The organism is Ruegeria sp. CDSA021 (assembly GCF_059612325.1).
In genome coordinates this window covers 429,897-447,795 of the sequence record NZ_JBXWQJ010000001.1, presented here as the reverse complement: position 1 = coordinate 447,795, position 17,899 = coordinate 429,897, and the positions used below count along the sequence as shown (strand labels likewise).

The 17,899-nt window shown below is 56.0% G+C and carries 18 protein-coding genes; 7 read left to right on the top strand and 11 right to left on the bottom strand.

Annotation, left to right across the window (positions count from 1 at the left end; translation table 11 throughout):
• Positions 1–453: 453 nt before the first annotated feature.
• The 8 genes from AC2FLD_RS02240 to AC2FLD_RS02205 form a co-directional block, all read right to left on the bottom strand.
• Entirely contained in the window at positions 454–1,947 is a 1,494-nt protein-coding gene (locus tag AC2FLD_RS02240; protein WP_496672806.1) for a mannitol dehydrogenase family protein, read from the bottom strand.
• Entirely contained in the window at positions 1,935–2,705 is a 771-nt protein-coding gene (locus AC2FLD_RS02235; RefSeq protein ID WP_496672809.1) for an L-iditol 2-dehydrogenase, read from the bottom strand. Before AC2FLD_RS02235 ends, AC2FLD_RS02240 begins: the two co-directional genes overlap by 13 nt.
• The gene (locus tag AC2FLD_RS02230) at positions 2,705–3,709 is read right to left on the bottom strand and encodes an ABC transporter ATP-binding protein (protein WP_496672812.1); all 1,005 of its coding nucleotides are present in this window, start codon (positions 3,707–3,709) and stop codon (positions 2,705–2,707) included. The genes AC2FLD_RS02235 and AC2FLD_RS02230 overlap by 1 nt, the downstream gene beginning before the upstream one ends.
• Before the next feature lie 9 nt (positions 3,710–3,718).
• On the bottom strand, positions 3,719–4,552 hold the full coding sequence (locus tag AC2FLD_RS02225; protein ID WP_050602632.1) for a carbohydrate ABC transporter permease: 834 nt from the start codon (positions 4,550–4,552) through the stop codon (positions 3,719–3,721).
• Positions 4,553–4,559: 7 nt separating this feature from the next.
• Complete coding sequence (locus AC2FLD_RS02220) at positions 4,560–5,498, bottom strand: carbohydrate ABC transporter permease (protein WP_496672815.1); 939 nt, start codon at positions 5,496–5,498, stop codon at positions 4,560–4,562.
• Positions 5,499–5,671: 173 nt separating this feature from the next.
• Entirely contained in the window at positions 5,672–6,964 is a 1,293-nt protein-coding gene (locus AC2FLD_RS02215; protein ID WP_050602630.1) for an ABC transporter substrate-binding protein, read from the bottom strand.
• A gap of 116 nt (positions 6,965–7,080) precedes the next feature.
• Entirely contained in the window at positions 7,081–8,112 is a 1,032-nt protein-coding gene (locus AC2FLD_RS02210) for a LacI family DNA-binding transcriptional regulator (RefSeq protein ID WP_496672818.1), read from the bottom strand.
• 421 nt (positions 8,113–8,533) lie between these two features.
• On the bottom strand, positions 8,534–9,520 hold the full coding sequence (locus AC2FLD_RS02205; protein ID WP_496672821.1) for a GlxA family transcriptional regulator: 987 nt from the start codon (positions 9,518–9,520) through the stop codon (positions 8,534–8,536).
• A 133-nt stretch (positions 9,521–9,653) separates the two neighbouring features.
• On the opposite strand from AC2FLD_RS02205, the gene bcoG reads away from it, so the two are divergent.
• From bcoG to AC2FLD_RS02185, 4 genes are all read left to right on the top strand, one after another.
• A complete protein-coding gene (bcoG, locus tag AC2FLD_RS02200) occupies positions 9,654–10,568 on the top strand; it encodes a 3-dehydrocarnitine:acetyl-CoA trimethylamine transferase BcoG (RefSeq protein WP_050602243.1) in 915 nt (304 codons plus the stop codon).
• A gap of 62 nt (positions 10,569–10,630) precedes the next feature.
• Positions 10,631–10,948 carry a hypothetical protein gene (locus tag AC2FLD_RS02195; protein WP_496672825.1) on the top strand — a complete coding sequence of 106 codons (318 nt, stop codon included), beginning with the start codon at positions 10,631–10,633 and terminating at the stop codon, positions 10,946–10,948.
• An 8-nt stretch (positions 10,949–10,956) separates the two neighbouring features.
• Positions 10,957–12,423, top strand: coding sequence for a carnitine 3-dehydrogenase (locus AC2FLD_RS02190; protein WP_496672828.1), 1,467 nt, complete (start codon positions 10,957–10,959; stop codon positions 12,421–12,423).
• A complete protein-coding gene (locus AC2FLD_RS02185) occupies positions 12,420–13,178 on the top strand; it encodes an SDR family oxidoreductase (protein ID WP_496672830.1) in 759 nt (252 codons plus the stop codon). Before AC2FLD_RS02190 ends, AC2FLD_RS02185 begins: the two co-directional genes overlap by 4 nt.
• Position 13,179: 1 nt before the next feature.
• Here the strand turns inward: AC2FLD_RS02185 and AC2FLD_RS02180 are convergent, their stop codons facing one another.
• Complete coding sequence (locus AC2FLD_RS02180; protein WP_496672833.1) at positions 13,180–13,362, bottom strand: hypothetical protein; 183 nt, start codon at positions 13,360–13,362, stop codon at positions 13,180–13,182.
• Positions 13,363–13,441: 79 nt separating this feature from the next.
• A complete protein-coding gene (locus AC2FLD_RS02175; protein WP_496672835.1) occupies positions 13,442–14,311 on the bottom strand; it encodes a helix-turn-helix domain-containing protein in 870 nt (289 codons plus the stop codon).
• Positions 14,312–14,419: 108 nt separating this feature from the next.
• Here AC2FLD_RS02175 and AC2FLD_RS02170 point away from each other — a divergent pair, with 108 nt between their 5' ends.
• From AC2FLD_RS02170 to AC2FLD_RS02160, 3 genes are read left to right on the top strand one after another with little or no spacing between them, the layout of a single operon-like run.
• A complete protein-coding gene (locus AC2FLD_RS02170) occupies positions 14,420–14,623 on the top strand; it encodes a DUF2061 domain-containing protein (protein WP_496672837.1) in 204 nt (67 codons plus the stop codon).
• Positions 14,616–15,518: a fatty acid desaturase gene (locus AC2FLD_RS02165; protein WP_496672840.1), complete on the top strand. Its 903-nt coding sequence runs from the start codon at positions 14,616–14,618 to the stop codon at positions 15,516–15,518. Before AC2FLD_RS02170 ends, AC2FLD_RS02165 begins: the two co-directional genes overlap by 8 nt.
• A 21-nt stretch (positions 15,519–15,539) precedes the next feature.
• Positions 15,540–16,442: a DMT family transporter gene (locus tag AC2FLD_RS02160; protein ID WP_496672843.1), complete on the top strand. Its 903-nt coding sequence runs from the start codon at positions 15,540–15,542 to the stop codon at positions 16,440–16,442.
• Here the strand turns inward: AC2FLD_RS02160 and AC2FLD_RS02155 are convergent.
• On the bottom strand, positions 16,439–17,800 hold the full coding sequence (locus AC2FLD_RS02155) for a DEAD/DEAH box helicase (protein ID WP_496672846.1): 1,362 nt from the start codon (positions 17,798–17,800) through the stop codon (positions 16,439–16,441). The two genes, AC2FLD_RS02160 and AC2FLD_RS02155, sit on opposite strands and share 4 nt — an antisense overlap.
• Between the last annotated feature and the right edge of the window lie 99 nt (positions 17,801–17,899).

The window sequence follows — 17,899 nt, the reverse complement described above, 5'->3', positions numbered from 1 at the left end:
GCGCTGAAGACGAAACCGTTGTTGTCCCCTGTTGAGCGTGAGGGCGAGGAAACGGGCGAGAAGCAGAAGTTCGCTGCAAACGAAAAAATCAATTCCCTATAAGAAAAAGGGGGCATTCGTTTGTGTCCTTTTTCCGTCTCTGAAATGAAGGAATGAATAGTCGCGCGTACTAAAAGTGGCCGCTACGTGTAGTGAAAGCTCAATTTATTTTGGAAATCAGTGTTCTAGAATTGGTTCACGTAAAACTTGGGCGCTGTGCGCTTGGATCAAGAAACTCCAAAACTTGGCCATTTTGCCAGTACAATCAAGTCAGACTCCGCATGATTTAATCAGGACTTTGAATGGACAAGTTTCATAGTCATTATTCCGGCTTCTGCAACGCTTAGCATGTCGATTAGGACATCTAGTTTACCCCAAAAGCCAGAGGTTCAAGTTACGCATGCGCAGATGATATCAGGCACAGGATTCTTCTCGAACACGGACGGCGTAAGCCTTCAATGCCGACTCGCAACCTTGCTCCCAGATCATCGGGAGCCATCTACAAAACGCCTCTGAGAAAGGACTCGGTTGAGCCAAGTCGCCGTAAATCCGATTTAGTTCTAGCCACGCCGTCGGACGTTCTTTCGCCGCTTTCGCCGTTTTGCAAAGATCATTCCAGATGGGATCATTTGCTTCGATCACACTCGCGTCTTCCCGCGTACCGAAACACATACGCGCCCAGAGAGCCTCGACCAGCGCCAATCCTTCAACACTGCGCCCAGCGGCAAGCTGATCGCGCAGGATGGGCAAGACAAAACCGGGGTGGCGAGCAGAACCGTCGAAGGCTACGCGGCGGGTTGTATCCACAATTCGGGGGTTCGAGAAGCGATCTTCGACAAGCTCTACATATTGTGCGGGCGTTTTGCCTGGCACAGCGGCGACTGTAGGTGCGATTTCTGTGCGTTGGACTGTGCCAAAAAACCCTGCAAGTTCGGAATGCGCCATACAATCTGCAATCGTTTTGATCCCCAGTATTTCACCGACATTTGCAATGACCTGATGACCAGCGTTCAGGATTCGGATTTTCATAGTCTCAAATGAATGAACATCGTCCGAGAAGGTCGCGCCCACTTGTTCCCAATTCGGCCGCCCTACGCAAAACTTATCCTCAATGACCCATTGGCGAAAGGCTTCGTGCGTGACCAGCGCATTGTCGATGATGCCAAAATCCGCGGCAAGCGCCAGCTCTTTGGGCCCATTGGAAGGTGCAATACAGTCAACCATGGAGTTTGGGAACGTCACTTCGGTGTCAATCCAATCAGCCAGATCTGCATCGGATAGGCGCGCTAAGGACACGACGGTTTGGCGCAGGATGTCCCCGTTCCCTTGCAGGTTGTCACAGCTGAGACAGGTGAACGGCCCATGACCGGCGGCATGGCGCAGGCGTAGAGCGGCGACAATTGCGCCGAAGGCGGTGATCGGCCTGTCGGGATTAGCCGCGTCGTGTTGCAGATCGGCGTGTGCGGCATCAAATTCCTTAGTGACCGGATCGATGTAGTAGCCGCTTTCAGTCACTGTCATTGCAACGATACGTATTGCGGGTTCCGCCATTTGAGAAATTAGCGTCGCATTGCTTTCTTCGATTGGCAGATAATCGATCATTGAGCCGATGACCTCGGCAGAGACATTTTTGGGATCAAGTTCAATCAGGGTGGTCAAACAATCCTGAGCAAGCAACTTCTCGCGCATGGCCGCGTCATATGGACGTACGCCAGCACCGATAATGGCCCAGTCCTTTGCTTGGTTTGCTTGCATCAGGCGATGTAGGTACCAGGCCTGATGAGCGCGATGAAAGTTGCCAACGCCGATATGAACAATTCCGGCTGTCAGGGTTGTGCGGTCATACCGAGGGTGTTCGACGGTCAATTGATCAAGTGTCGCGTTCGAAAGGGAGATTAGCTCATCCATTGTCCACCATCTACGTTATAGGTCTGCGCAACGATGTAATTTGCAGCATGACTTGCCAGAAAGACGGCCATACCTGTGAGGTCTTCTTGGGTGCCCATGCGCCCAAAGGGGACAGCGGCCCCAACTTCTCGCTTTTTTTGACCCAATTCTTTGTTCTCATATTTGGCAAAGAAGGCATCAACGGCGTCCCAGTGTTCACCGTCCACAACACCGGGGGAGATCGCATTGACGTTGATTCCGTGCTTGATCAAGTCTAGTCCGGTAGACTGGGTCAGGCTGATCACTGCCGCTTTGGTGGCGCAGTAAACGGCGACAAGGGGTTCTCCACGCCGACCTGCTTGAGAGGCCATGTTGATGATTTTTCCGCCTTGACCGCGTGCGATCATGTGGCGGGCAACGGCCTGCGTCATGAAAAGTGTGCCGGAGACGTTCACATCAAACACGCGAGAATAATCTGTGCGATTGATCTCAACCAGGGGTGCCGCCGTGAAAAGTGCCGCATTATTGATTAGGATATCGATCTGCCCAAAGTGATCGATCGTGCGATTTACCCCTTCATCAATACTGACCTGATCGGTTACGTCCATGGGCAGAGACCAAGCCTGTTCTCCGAGTTCATTGGCCGTTAAGGCGATGCTGTGCGCGTCAATGTCGGCAACCGCAACCTGAGCGCCTTCGCGGATATAAGCGGCTGCAATGGCCCGCCCGATTCCGCGAGCGGCTCCAGTAATAAGAGCTGTCTTTCGCGCCAGTTGCATCACTCGATCCTAAGACCTTGCGCATCAAACTTGTGAATTTGCGTTGCATCCGGTGTAAGATAGACCCGATCACCGTGTGTGAACGAAACATCACCTGCGGCACGCATGGTCATAGGGTCACAACCTTCAATGCCATGTATGTGGATGAATGTGTCAGATCCCAGGTGCTCTGCAACACCGACTGTCCCCTGCCACAAACCTTCCTTGTCCGAGATGCTTAAATGCTCAGGGCGAATACCAATGGTATCTGCAGCCTGTTCCTCAGCCAACGCACCTTCAATCAGATTCATTTTGGGGCTGCCGATAAAGCCCGCCACGAACTTATTGCGCGGACGGTGGTAAAGTTCCAGCGGAGAGCCGACCTGTTCGATTACACCTGCTTGCAACACGACTATCTTGTTGGCCATCGTCATAGCTTCAACCTGATCGTGGGTCACATAGATCATCGTAGTCTTCATACGTTCATGCATTTCAGTGATCTCGAGCCGCATACCGACCCGCAAAGCTGCATCGAGGTTCGATAAAGGTTCGTCGAAAAGGAACGCGGATGGGTCACGGACAATGGCACGGCCAATGGCTACACGCTGACGTTGACCACCGGACAATTGGCCTGGTTTACGGTCCAAATAGTCGGTCAGGTTCAACGAATTTGCCGCCGCTGTTATGCGTTTTTCTTGCTCCTCCTCGCTCATGCCTGCCATCCGCATTGGAAAAGCAATATTTTTGCGAACGCTCATGTGCGGATAGAGCGCATAGGTCTGGAACACCATGGCAAGTCCGCGTTTGGAAGGGGAGATCTCTGTCACGTCCTCATCATCGATGAGCACTTTACCAGACGTTGCGTCCTCTAAACCCGCGATTACACGCAATAGGGTGGATTTACCGCAGCCTGATGGTCCGACAAACACAGCGAACTCGCCGTCTTCGATAGTTAAGTTCAACGGCGGGATGACTTCTGTCGAGCCAAAGTTTTTGGTTACGTTTTCAAGTACAATACGTCCCATGATCTTTTCCTATTTCACGGCGCCAAAGGTGAGACCTTGGACCAATTGTTTTTGACAGAACCAGCCCAACACAATGATGGGGCCGACTGCAGCAGCAGAGACAGCGGAGAGACGCCCAAAGAATAGACCTTCCGGCGCACGGTTACCTTCGATGAGCTTGGAGAGTGTTGCCGCCTCGGTAGTTGTGAGCCGGACGGTCCAATAGGCCTCGTTCCAACAGAAGATAAAGCACAATAGCGCGGTTGAGGCGATGCCGCCCCAGGCCAGCGGAATGAGGATTTCTCGGATCTCTCCCCAGGTATTCACGCCATCCATCTGCCCCGCTTCGATAATCTCTTTCGGGATCTCCTTAAAGTAGGTGAAAAGCATCCAAATCACGATGGGCAGGTTGATCAACATCAACACCACAATGACCATAAAATGGGTGTCAAACAGACCAAGACTCTTTGTCAGAAAGGTCATCGGGTACAACACCGCCGCTGCAGGCAGCATTTTCGTGGAGAGCATCCACATCAATACGTCCTTGGTCGCGCGTGTCGGCTTGAATGCCATGGCGTAGGCGCATGGAATACCCACTGCGAGTGCGAAAACCGTGGCGAAGACAGAAGTGATGACCGAATTGGTCGCGAAGCGCCAGTAGTCGTAGTTTTCGGTCATGTTTAGGTAATTCTCCAACGTAGGTGTGAAGAAGAATAGGAACTCAGGTTTCACCGCATCAGCGTCCGTCTTGAAGCTCGTCAGAACCAGCCAGAAGATTGGGAAGAAGAACAGAAGTCCCACTGCCCAAGCCAATATAGCGCGGCCGATATCTCCGTATTTCGAGGATTGTGCAACAATGGCCATAGGTCTGTTACTCCATCAATGTCTTGCCGACCATCCGCAGCAAGAAAATCGCAACGATGTTGGCAAGGATTACGGCGAATATCCCCGTAGCAGAGGCCGCGCCGATGTTGTTGTTGGCGAATTCGCCGATCAAGTAAGGCAGGTTTTTGTTACCGTTGCCCCGGCTGACAATCTCAATCTCGGCATAGAGTGAGAGATGGAAGATCGCTTGGATCATCACTACGATCGCGATAGGCCGACCAAGGTGAGGCAGAGTCAGAAAGCGGAACTGCGACCACGCGCTGGCCCCATCCAGAATTGCCGCCTCTTTTTGCTGCTGATCCTCTGACTGTAACGACGTCATAAAGATTAGAACCGCAAATGGAGTCCATTGCCACGTGACCATCATGATCACAGCGTAGGCGGATGTCTGTGTGGCGCGGAAAGAAATTGGATTAAACTCCGGCCATAAGGAGAAGAATCCTCCGATCAACGGTGTGTTTCGAAGCCCGGCAACCGTCTCGTTTATTCCTGCGACCGCGATGCCCTGCAGGCCCAGAACAGGGTCAAGGATCATGTTGATCCACAACACCGCGTTCACGGCGGGCATCACAAAGAAGGGCGAAATCAGCAACACGCGAACGATTCCCTGGCCTGGGAAGGACTTGTTGATCAACACGGCAATCAATACTCCCAGAACAACGGTCAGGAAGAGAATGCTGCATACAATGAGAAGGCTATTCTGGATTGCGAACAGGAAGTCCTTGGACTTCAAAACAAACTCGTAGTTACCTAAACCGCGCCAGTTGCTTATAGATGGAGTTGTCCACTCAGGCCGACGCAGGTTGTTCAAGACGTAGCGGATAAACGAGAAGTAGAGCGTCATCGACAACGGCACTAGCATCCAGATCAGCAGTAAAATGACCGCTGGTGATTGAAGCGTGCGTGGAAGTTTTCTATTAGACATGGCTAAGGACCCCCGCGAAGCAAATTGCTCGCAATGATATCAATAATTTCGTAAGTGATCGGTGGTCAGGTTGCTGGAGAACAGGACTTCTGTAAACCGCTGGTCTCTCAGCGCGAATAGTATTGGAGAGGGCCCGGATGAACCGGACCATCCATGTTATTCAAAGTCGTAGCTTAGTAGCCTGCTTCTTCCATGATGGATGCAGCAGCAGCCTGTGAAGCCGCCAAAGCGTCATCGACAGATTTGGCGCCAGACAGAGCAGCCGCGATTTCCTGCGCAACAGCGGAACCCACCTCTGGGAACTCAGGTATCGCTGCGAACTGAACACCAACGTATGGTTTCAGGTCTGTCGCTTCAGGTGCGGCTGACTCAATCGCTGCCATCTCAGCTGCTGCGAAACCTGCAACAGCTTGGAATTCGGGCAGAGCGTACGTTGATGCACGCTGACCTGTAGGGACTTTCGCCCAGCCGAACTCAGGGTGGTTCCCAACGGCCTGCACATAATCTTTGGAAGTAGCCCACTCGATGAAGGCTTTTGCTTCTTCCGCATTAGGTGTTCCGGCAGGAACAGCCATTGCCCACGCCCACAGCCAGTTCGCGCCAACTGGGTTACCAGCGTTTGGCGACTGCGCGTATTCAACACCGTCAACGGTCAAGAAGGAAGCTGCGATCGTAGCGTCGATCCACATGCCGCACTTGCCTTCGTTGTAGAGAGCGAGGATTTCGTTGAAGGAGTTTCCTTCCGATCCAGGAGGGCCATAGTTGCCCAAGAGGTCAACGTAGAAGTTGATTGCTGCTTTCCATTCGTCTGAATCGATGGTCGGTTTGAAATCCGCGTCGAACCAGGCACCACCGAAAGAATTTACCATAGTGGTGACGAAGGCCATATTGTCGCCCCAACCCGGCTTGCCGCGCAAACACGCACCGTAAATGCCGTTGTCAGGGTCATGCATTGCTGCCGCCGCCGCTTTGATATTGTCCCAGCTGTCGTTGTCAGCGATGGTTACACCTGCAGCGTCGGTCAGGTCTTTACGATACATAACCATGGAGCTTTCGCCGTAGAACGGTGCCGCATACATAGTGCCCTCGTGGGACAGACCAGCGCGAATTGCGGGCAGGATGTCGTCAGCGTCATAATCGGCACCGAAGTCCAGGGCCTCGATCCAACCAGCTGCACCCCAGATGGGCGCTTCCTGCATGCCGATGTTAATGACATCGTACTGACCGCCTCCGGTTGCGGTATCGGACGTGACTTGCTCACGCAGAACGCCTTCTTCGAGAGAAACCCAATTGAGTTTTACACCGGTTTCTTCTGTGTAGGCTTCTGCAACTTTCTGCATGTTGATCATGTGACCGTTGTTCACGATCGCGATTGTCAGTTCTTTGGCGTGACCGTCGGCAAGTGCGCCGCTGACTGCAAAAAGTGACACCGCCGTGGCAGAGAGTAGTGCTTTCTTGATGGACATCCCAATTTCCTCCTCCTTGGGTGATAAATAGGACGATACCGGGTGTCGCAACGCGAAGTCAATTAAAAATTTGCGCGCGTAAATATTTAGGTAATTTATTTATTGTAATGAATTGCTTAGGCGGAATCTCTCATGACTAATCGTCCCTCAAAGGTGGTTTCCGTACGTTCTGAAAGGCGCTCACCTTGCTCAAGCATCTCGAAAAGATCGTTGAATGCACGATTCGCGATGGCTTCATAGTCCTGCGCGATTGTGGTCAACGGAGGACAGGTGAATTTGGAGAAGGGGTGGTCGTCATGGCCAGCCACCCTTATGTCGCAACCCTCAGTGTGACCCACGCGTAGCCCAAGGCCGTAAGCTGCGGACAGCATGCCAATTGCCAAACGGTCATTGCTGCATAACACAGTGTTGGTGCTGAATGCTTTGGAAGATAGCAGCCGACCGCCTTCGGTTTTCCCGATTTCCTCGAAATGCCAACCCTCACCATCAGCCTGAAAAATAGACGGTTCACGTCCGTGCCTTTGCATGCTGTCGAGATAAGCCTGACGGCGCTTGTTGGCGTTTGGATTCGAGGGGGATTTCATTTCAAAAAAGCAGGGCGGCTCGCCACTGCGACACAGATACTCAACCATCATATCCACACTTTGCGCATTGTCCGTCCCCACAAATGCCTGACCGACGTCGCCTATATTGGCGTCAAAAAGAACTAAGGGGAAATCATGGCTGATGTCTTTAACCGCGTCCTCGTCGGACATTCGGCCAAAGGGGGCAAGCAACACACCAGCTGGTTTCAAGGACCGCAAAGACAGCAAGTTTTCTCGTTCCATCTCGGGGCGACCATGAGAACTTGCCAAAATTGGGCTGTAGCCAGCGTCTATACACGCAAGTTCGACCCGCCTGGCGATCTCGGAGAAAAATGGGTCTGCAAGGTTCGGGACCACAATGCCGATGTTCTTTGTCGTGCGCCTGTTTTGATTCATTGCAAAGACGTTAGGCTGGTAATCGTACTTCTTCAATGAGGCCTCGATCCTTGCTCGTGTTGAAGCGCGCACACTACCGGGATCATTGAAATACTTCGACACAGTGGGCCGCGAGATGCCGCTTATTGCAGCAAATTCTTCCATATTGCGAATTTTCGAGTATCTCATTTTTACACCTGATGACGAAAAAGATGGCGCGCGGCAACTTAAATACTTTACGAAGTGCCCCGGCGTCACGTCAAGGGATTACCCGGATTTGGTCGCTTTGTGCTCCGCCGGCGACGTAGAAATTCCACTTATTACAAACTTGAGCGACATGCCACTGAGGTGAAGTTGCTAATCTTAACACTTGCGGATTGGCGGCGATGCGGGGTGCATGCGCCGCATCGCCAATCGATTGAGAACCACAGCTTTGGGTCAGGTTTTGACGTTCGCACTTGAGGCAATGTTTCAGAAAGACCCCAATCAGAATTGAGCACTTCTTGACCACATTTGAAAGTGCAACTTTCGAACGGGCCAAGGGCTCTGCCCCCGTCGTGCTGCGCACGCCTCCCCCGGGATATTTTTGGCCAGATGAAGTTGGATCCCGTCAGTGATGGGTGGGATGCGCGCGCTCTTGTCTGAGATCGCGGGCTGACAGGCCGTGTGTCGTGCGGAAGGCGCGGGCGAAGCTGGATTGTGATGCGAATCCGGTGGCCAGCGCCACTTCCATCAGGGGCATGTCGGTATCGGTGACCAGACGGCGCGCCTCGGCCAGGCGGAGTTGCAGATAATGATCCTGCGGCGTGGTGTTCAGGCGCAGGCGAAACTGTTGCTGCAAGGTGCGTGGACTGGTGCCCAGTCGGTCTGCGATATAGGCAAGCGGCAAGGGGTCATCCAAAGATTCCTGCATCAGTGAGTTGGCCTTGGCGGTCAAAGCCGTGTGGCGGTGTGGTGCGCCAGTGCGGCTTTGCGGTTTGGCGGGGTCCGGCGCACCCTCATAGAGGAACAGGCCCGATACGCGTGCGGCGAAACCCGCGCCGTGGCGGGCGGCGATGATGTGCAGCATCATCTCGACCGCCGGGATCGCTCCGCCCGATGTCAACCGGGCGCCCGAGACAGTGAAGCGGTCGGGGCGCACATCCACTTCCGGGAAGCGGGCGGCGAAGTTTTCCAGGTCTTCCCAATGAGTCGAGGTGGCGTGACCGTCCAGCAGGCCAGCCTCGGCCAGCAGCCAGGGGCCGCCATCGATGCCAGCCATCGTTGCGCCGGTGCCTGCAATGCGGCGCAGACCGGCCAGCAGGCTGGGGGTGGCGTGGCGGGCCAGTTGGAAGCCTGCGACAACGATCATCAGATCACAGCTTTGCAGCCGCGCCAGCGGAATGCCGGGCACTTGCAGGGCGCTGGTCAGCATCGCGGGTTCTGGTGTGGCGGTTACATAGTCCCAGTCAAAGGCCGGGCGGTCGGCAAGGCGGTTGGCAGCACGCATCGGGTCGACGGCCGAGGCAAAGCTGAGCGTGTTGCAGTCATCAAGTACCAGCACCGCCGTTTTCAGGGCGCGATGTTCGGGTTGCAGTATGTTTTTTGCGGATTGCATCAAGTTCGATTCGCATTTTGCCAAGTTGTTTCCCCAAAGCTGCGCCAGAGTCGGGTACGAACGCAAATCGGAATCCGGGGAAAAGCCTGGGGAAAACTCAGGTCAAAACCGGGTATAACTTGGGGAAAACACCATGCCTCTGGAAATGAACCGCGACGTCTTCATCACCTGCGCCGTGACGGGCTCGGGTGGAACACAGGATCGTAGCCCTCATGTGCCACGCTCGCCGCAGCAGATTGCCGACAGCGCGATAGCTGCCGCCAAGGCCGGGGCCGCGGTCGTACATTGCCATGTACGCGACCCCGAGACCGGCGCGCCAAGCCGCCGGTTGGATTTGTATCGCGAGGTGACGGACCGGATTCGCGACGCCGATGTGGATGTTGTTCTGAACCTGACGGCTGGAATGGGCGGGGACATTGTCTTTGGCGGCGTCGAAAGCCCATTCCCGGTGAACGAGGCCGGAACCGACATGATCGGCGCGTCGGAGCGTGTGGCGCATATTGCCGAATGTCTGCCCGAGATCTGCACACTGGATTGCGGCACCATGAACTTTGCCGAGGCCGACTATGTCATGACCAACACCCCCGGTGCGCTGCGCGCCATGGGACAGATGATGACGGATATGGGTGTTAAGCCCGAGATCGAAGCCTTTGACACCGGGCATCTGTGGTTTGCCAAGCAATTGGTGAAAGAAGGGATTTTGGAACCCAATGCTCTGGTCCAGCTGTGCATGGGCGTACCGTGGGGCGCGCCGGACGATCTGAACACCTTCATGGCGATGGTCAACAATGTGCCTGACGACTGGACATTCAGCGCATTCGCGCTGGGTCGCAACCAGATGGCATATGTGGGGGCATCGGTGCTAGCGGGCGGCAACGTGCGTGTCGGGCTCGAAGACAACCTGTGGCTGGGCAAGGGCGAATTGGCCGAGAACTGGCAGCTGGTCGAACGGGCGGGGACCATCATTGAGAATATGGGCGCGCGAGTCATAGGGCCGCAAGAGGTGCGCGAGAAGCTGGGGCTGGTGAAACGCGCGCCAAAGGGCTGATCTGCTTGCGTCTGGTGACAAAATCGGAAAACTCAGGGGTTGTCAGCAGAAGGATGATAACCATGCAGGCGGTTGTTGTAACATGCGCGGCCATTATGGCGGTATGCCTGCCCCGAGAAGGGGCGGCACAACCCACAGAGGACGCCTCAGCCCGTCAGGAGTGCGAAGCCAAGGGGGGACGCTATGAGGTAGGCGGGCGGATCCAGCAGTTTATCTGCTTTGAACCCTTGCCCGACGCCGGAGCGTCCTGCGAAAAAGCCTCCGATTGTGCAGGGTTCTGCCTATCGGACACCAAACAATGCAGTGCCATCACGCCAAAATTCGGATGCACCGCGCATCTGGACGAGGCGGGTCAGGCGCAAGTGATCTGTATCGATTAGAGGATGACATGACAAAGACGGCAGCAATCATCGGGGGTGGGGTCATCGGCGGCGGATGGGCCGCGCGGTTCCTACTGAATGGCTGGGACGTACGGGTATTCGACCCTGACCCGGAAGCGGAACGCAAAATCGGTGAAGTCCTAGATAATGCGCGGCGGTCGCTGCCGGGCCTGAGCGACGTGCCATTGCCGCCCGAAGGCGCGTTGAGCTTTCATGACGACATGACCGACGCCGTACAAGGCGCGACGTGGATTCAAGAAAGTGTGCCGGAACGGCTGGACCTGAAACTGAAGGTTTACAAAGGTTTGCTATCGGCTTGTGATCCGGAGGCAATCATCGGGTCCTCGACCAGTGGTTTCAAGCCGTCCGAGTTGCAGGAGGGCGCGCTGCGGCCCGAACAGATCGTCGTGACGCATCCGTTCAATCCGGTCTACCTGTTACCACTGATCGAGCTGGTTCCAACCGACAAGAACCCGCCCGAGATGGTCACGCGGGCGCAGGAGCTGCTTAAATCGGTCGGATTTTTCCCACTGCACATCAAAAAAGAGATCGACGCGCATATTGCCGACCGTTTTCTGGAAGCCGTTTGGCGTGAGGCACTGTGGCTGGTCAAGGACGGCATCGCGACAACGGAAGAGGTGGATGAGGCAATCCGCATGGGATTCGGCATCCGCTGGGCGCAGATGGGTTTGTTCGAAACTTATCGCGTTGCGGGCGGTGAAGCGGGGATGCGGCATTTCATGGCGCAGTTCGGCCCGGCCCTGAAATGGCCGTGGACCAAGCTGATGGATGTGCCCGAATTCACCGACGAACTGGTCGACATGATCGCCGATCAGTCGGACGCGCAATCGGGAATGCATTCGATCCGCGAGTTGGAGCGTATTCGCGACAACAATCTTGTAGGCATGATGCGGGCACTCAAGGCGCAGAATTACGGGGCGGGCGCGGTGCTGAACCAGCATGATGCACTGCTGAAACCGGGTGCCTTGCCGACTCTGGATCAGGCAGATCTGAGTCAGCCAATCCTGACCCTGTCCCGAGCCGTCCCGTTGGATTGGACGGACTACAACGGCCACATGAATGAGGCGAAGTATCTGGAAGCCTTTGCCGCCGCCACGGACCGATTCATGGAGATTATTGGATGCGATATGGAGTACATATCGTCCGGCGGCAGCTATTTCACCGCAGAAAACCACATTCGTTACATCGACGAGGTCTATGCGGGTGCAAAGATCGAGGTGCGCACGCAGATGCTGCTGGGGCAGGGCAAGAAGCTGCACGTGTTCCACAGCATGTATGAAGGCGACAAGTTGCTGGCCACGGGCGAAAGCTTCTTGCTGCATGTCAGTCTCGAGACGCGCCGACCGGGTCCTCCGTCTCCTGAGATTGAGGCGGTGATGGCGCGGATTGCAGAGGCTCAGTCCGCGTTGCCTTACCCAGAAGGCGCGGGGGCCGGTATTCGGAAGCCGTCATGAACCGAAGGGTTCTGGTGACGGCTGGCGCGTCTGGTGTCGGTTGTGCCATGGCGCAGGCATTTGACGCCGCTGGATATGAGGTCTGGGTCACGGATATCGATCAGGCAGCGCTAAGTTCTGTGCCGGGTCATTGGACGACACATTCCGCCAATGCCTCGGATGAGGCTGATATGCGCGGTGTCTTTGAGGCTGTTTCAGAGGCAGGTGGATTGGATACCCTGTGTGCCAATGCCGGAATTGCGGGGCCAACAGATGCAATCGAAGACATCGACCTGACAGCATGGCGGGCCTGCATTGCGGTCAATCTGGACGGAGCGTTTCTGGCCGCCAAATATGCCGCGCCTTTGATGAAATCGGCACGCTCGGGCAGCATCATCCTGACCTCGTCGACGGCAGGTCAGTACGGCTATCCGTTCCGCGCGCCGTATGCTTCGGCAAAATGGGCGGTGATTGGTCTGATGAAAACGCTTGCGATGGAGCTGGGTCCGCATGGCATACGCGCAAACGCCATATGCCCGGGCGCAGTGGAAGGCCCGCGCATGGAGGGTGTTCTGGCCCGTGAGGCAGAAGCCAAAGGCATGAGCCGCGAAGCCGTGTACCAAGGCTATGCCTCGGGCACGTCCATGGGGTGCTTTGTCGAGGCGCAGGATATCGCCAATATGGCCGTTTTCCTGGCGTCCGACGCGGCGCGGCTGGTGTCGGGTCAGGTCATCGCCGTGGACGGCCATACGGTCAATCCTGACCCGAAGCTGTAATCTAGCCCTGGTTTGGCCCTCTGATCTGTCGGATGGACTGGCGGACCGCCTGCCAGTCCTGTGCTTGCTGCTGGTTTCCGGCAGCCTCGCATTCGCGCATTTTCTGCGCAGCTTCCGCCTCGGCGCGGTCTCCGTGAGCGGCATAAAGGGCACGTGCGTATTGAGCCGTTTGTATTGCGTCCATTCCTGTGGTCCTCCGTCTGTGATCGGAATGCCCGAAGGTTCGCGCCAAGGGACAATAGCACAGTATCGACCAGCCTGCATCAAGTGCCTTCGGAAATCCTGGATCTGAGCTGTCGCAAGTGGTTGGGAAAGTTCCGGGCAGTCACGTCGGCCTCGCGGACAAGCGTGTCGAAGTGGCGGGTAAAGGTTTCGATTCGGTCCCGGTCGCGGAACGCCATATAGTGACTGCCCGCGTAAAACACGCAAAGTAGGGGGCCGAAAACCGTCACCGGAGCGCAATAAAGCCGTTTGGCATCGAACAGATAGATACGCATTCTGGGGTAAAGCTGATCACATAATGCAAGCAGGCGGTCGATCTGTTCCAGCCGCACTTGCGGGCTGAGGCCGTGATAATACCCTGTGGCGCTTGCAAAGCTCTCGATTTCGAACAGGGGCATGGCGATTTCATAGTCCGATTGCGCACTACGCATCCAGGTCAACCTGTCCTCGGACGCGCCGATGGCCTGATCCGACGTTCGCCCCAGATGCGGGGCATATTCCCATTCCAGCACGGCACGGGTCTTGAGCATGTCAGGCAGTTTGGCCGGGACATAGCGAATCTTGTAGCCAGCGGCTTCTTTGTGCCACTCGAAGATCCGTTCATCGACCAGCGCGCGAGGGGCTTTGGTAAAGGTCAGAGAGCCGGCCAGAATCTCGGCTGCGCTTTCAGGTCTGTCGGAAAGGCTCAGCAACCAGTCGGCGGATACGCCGAGCGCGGTCGCACATCCCCCGACCACATGCGCGTTGGGCAGGCGAGCGCCATGCCCGGTCAAAAGCTGCGATACGGTCGAGCGGTCCACATCGATGTCACGCGCAAGCGCGCTTTGGGTGACGTTGCGCTGTTCCATCGCACGGGCAAGGCGTTGTCGAAACTGCGCGGCGCGGTCTCTTTTGTCTACTTTATTTTGCATGTGGTGACAAATATCATAGTTGCTGAATTTTGTTAATCATATTCGGAATTTCCACAATGACCATCGAACTGTAACCCTTTGCTAAAAGAAAAAAGACTGAGGGTCGGAATGGAAACTCGACAAAGATCTGTCGTGAAAGCAATCGTTTGGAATGTCATGGGGCTTGTCACCATGACTGTGGTGGGGCTGATTGCCACGGGCTCGGCCACTGTGGGCGGGGCGGTGGCGCTGGTGAACACGGCCATTGGCCTGACCATGTACCTGATCTACGAGCGGGTTTGGGCAGGCATCTCGTGGGGGCGCAATGGCTGAGCGACCCACATCCCAATCCCCTGAATGGGGCACGTTTTTCCTGATCATTGCCTGTTATACGGCGTGGATTGCCGGGCTGTTCTGGCTGGCTGGCGTGTCGGTGTGGCTGGCCGTGCCAGCCCTGGCTGTTGTCGCGGCATTGCATTCGTCACTGACGCATGAGGCCCTGCACGGTCACCCGTTTCGCACAAAATGGATTAACGAGGCGCTTTTGGCGCTGCCGCTCACGCTGTTCATCCCGTTTAACCGCTTTCGGGATCTGCATCTGGCGCATCATCTGGATGCCGCGCTGACCGATCCGTATGACGACCCGGAATCGAACTATCTTGACCCCAAGGTCTGGTCGAAATTATCGCGTGGCGTACAGCTGCTTCTGACGCTGAACAACGCGCTTCTTGGGCGCATGATATTGGGCCCGGCCATCGGGCAGGTTCTGTTTCTGCGTGACGAATGGCGTGGATTGCGGCACTGGGACAAAGACATCCTGCTGGCCTGGGCTTTGCACCTGCCAGGTGTTGCGGTGGTGGTGTGGGTGGTTGCGCAGTCGGCGCTGCCGGTCTGGGCCTATCTTATCTCAGCCTATCTAGGGCTGTCTCTATTGAAAATACGCACCTTTCTGGAGCACCGCGCGCATGAGAAGTCACGGGCGCGCACGGTCATCATCGAAGATCGGGGACCGCTGGCTTTTTTGTTTCTGAACAATAACCTGCACGTGGTTCATCACATGAACCCCAACGCCCCCTGGTATCACTTGCCGCAACTGTACCGGGACGGCAGAGACAGGTATCTGGCCTGTAATGAGGCATACGTATACCGGTCTTATGCGCAGATTTTCCGGCAGTACTTGTGGCGCGCGAAAGACCCTGTGCCGCATCCGCTCTGGCCAAAGTCCTGATTTGACGACACAACGGGTGACATGAGTCTCTGGATCCCTGTCACCATCGCCGCCGCCAGTTTTCAGACGGTACGTTTCATGCTGCAAAAATCGCTGAGCAGCGTGAAACTGTCTGCGGTTGGCGCAACGTTTGCGCGTTTTGCCTATTCCATGCCGTTGGCTGTCGCGGGGTTGCTGGTTGCTTTGCAGGTGACGGGGGCAAGCCTACCATCACTTGGCCCTTTGTTCTGGACCTACGCGGTGATCGGCGGAACTGCGCAGATACTGGCGACGATTTGCGTTGTTGCCCTGTTCAAACAGCGCAATTTTGCGGTGGGGATCACCTTCAAGAAAACCGAGGTGATTCAAACCGCGATTGTCGGTTTTCTGGTTCTGGGTGATCGCGTTTCATCAGGTGCGCTGGTGGCTATTGTGTCGGGTCTTGCCGCTGTTCTGCTGCTGTCGAAGACACCTGGCGGCGATGCGGCTTGGTGGCGACATCTGACCAATCGCGCCTCACAACTTGGGCTTGGCTCTGGCGTTTTGTTTGCCTTTTCCGCCGTCAGCTATCGCGGCGCTTCGCTGCAACTGGGCGACGTCGATGCGTGGTTTCGGGCACTGGTCACTCTGGCCGCCGTTGTCACGTTTCAGTTCGTCAGCATGGGGCTTTGGCTGTTGTGGCGGGACCGGTCCGAGCTGATCGCAGTCTGGCAAACACGGTCCACCGGTGTGTTTGTCGGGCTGACCAGCCTGGGTGGATCGTTCTGCTGGTTCTGGGCTTTCACCTTGCAAAACGCGGCATACGTCAAAGCGCTGGGGCAGGTCGAACTGCTCCTCAGCCTGATGGCCTCAATCCTGGTGTTCCGCGAAACGATCACCCGGCGAGAGATCGCCGGAATGACCTTGCTGGGGTTTTCGATACTGGCGCTTGTGATGGCGATTTAACCAGCGCGACGCTCATCAAAACTGAGCGCAATGAAGCTGGGCAGATGATCACCCATCCCCACAACGGCCGGACCGTTGTCGTTTTTGCGGCCCCGCCCGCGCCCTTTGGGTTCGCGCTCTTTCCGGTTGTCCCTAGGGCTTTCCGTTTCCCTGACCTTTTTCTCTGGCTTTGGTTGCTCAGACTTGGCTCTTTCGGGCTTGGGCTCTTCCTTGATCGGATTATCTATGCGCGGAATTTCTTTCTGGATCAGCTTTTCGATCGCAGCCAGGGCCTTTTCATCTCGGCCTGAGCAGATCGTAATTGCTTTACCTTCGCGCCCGGCGCGGCCGGTTCGGCCGATACGGTGTACATAATCCTCGGGGTGGCCGGGGACGTCGAAATTGAACACATGGCTGACGGCCGGAACGTCCAGACCGCGCGCAGCGACGTCCGACGCGACCAGCAGACGCAATGATCCGTCGCGGAATCCGTCCAGTGTTTTCATCCGCTGTGACTGATCCAGATCGCCATGGATTGCTGACGCATCATAGCCATATTTCTTCAAAGATTTCGCGCAGATATCGACATCTGTTTTACGATTGCAGAAGATGATCGCGTTGGTGCACTTTTCGCCCTCGGCGTCGATCAGTGCGCGCAGCACGTTGCGCTTCTGGCTTGCCTCACGATCCCGACGGCCGCCTTTGAACATGACAACGCCCTGTTCGATCGTTTCAGATGCGGTCGCTTGGCGGGCGACTTCAACGCGGGCAGGGGCCGACAGGAAGGTATCTGTGATTCGTTCGATCTCGGATGCCATGGTCGCTGAGAAAAACAGCGTCTGCCGGGTGAACGGCGTCAGCGAGAAGATGCGTTCGATATCAGGGATAAAGCCCATATCCAGCATCCGGTCGGCCTCATCCACCACCATGATTTGAACACCTGTCAGCAACAGCTTGCCGCGTTCGAAGTGATCCAGCAGTCGACCCGGTGTGGCGATCAGAACGTCAACGCCCCGGTCGATCAGCGCATCTTGTTCTTTGAAGCTGACGCCGCCAATCAGCAGCGCCTTGGTCAGCTTTACATTTTTGGCATAGGTATCGAAATTCTCGGCTACCTGCGCGGCCAGTTCCCGCGTTGGGCACAGAACCAGCGAACGCGGCATCCGCGCACGTGCGCGGCCACGGGCCAGCAGGGTGATCATCGGCAGGGTAAAGCTGGCGGTTTTGCCAGTGCCTGTCTGCGCTATCCCCAGAACATCGCGTCCTTCCAGAGCGGGCGGAATCGCGCCCTCCTGAATCGGAGTGGGGGTTTCGTACCCGGCTTCCTCAATGGCTTTGAGGACCTTCGGGTTCAGGTTCAGTTCGTTGAATTTTGTCATGTAAGTCCGGTTTTTGCGGACACTTGACCTGGCCCGCGCGTCTAAGATGTGCCGGGCCCGGTTGGCCATGCGCGCAATGCGCCGTATCGGCTTGATGGC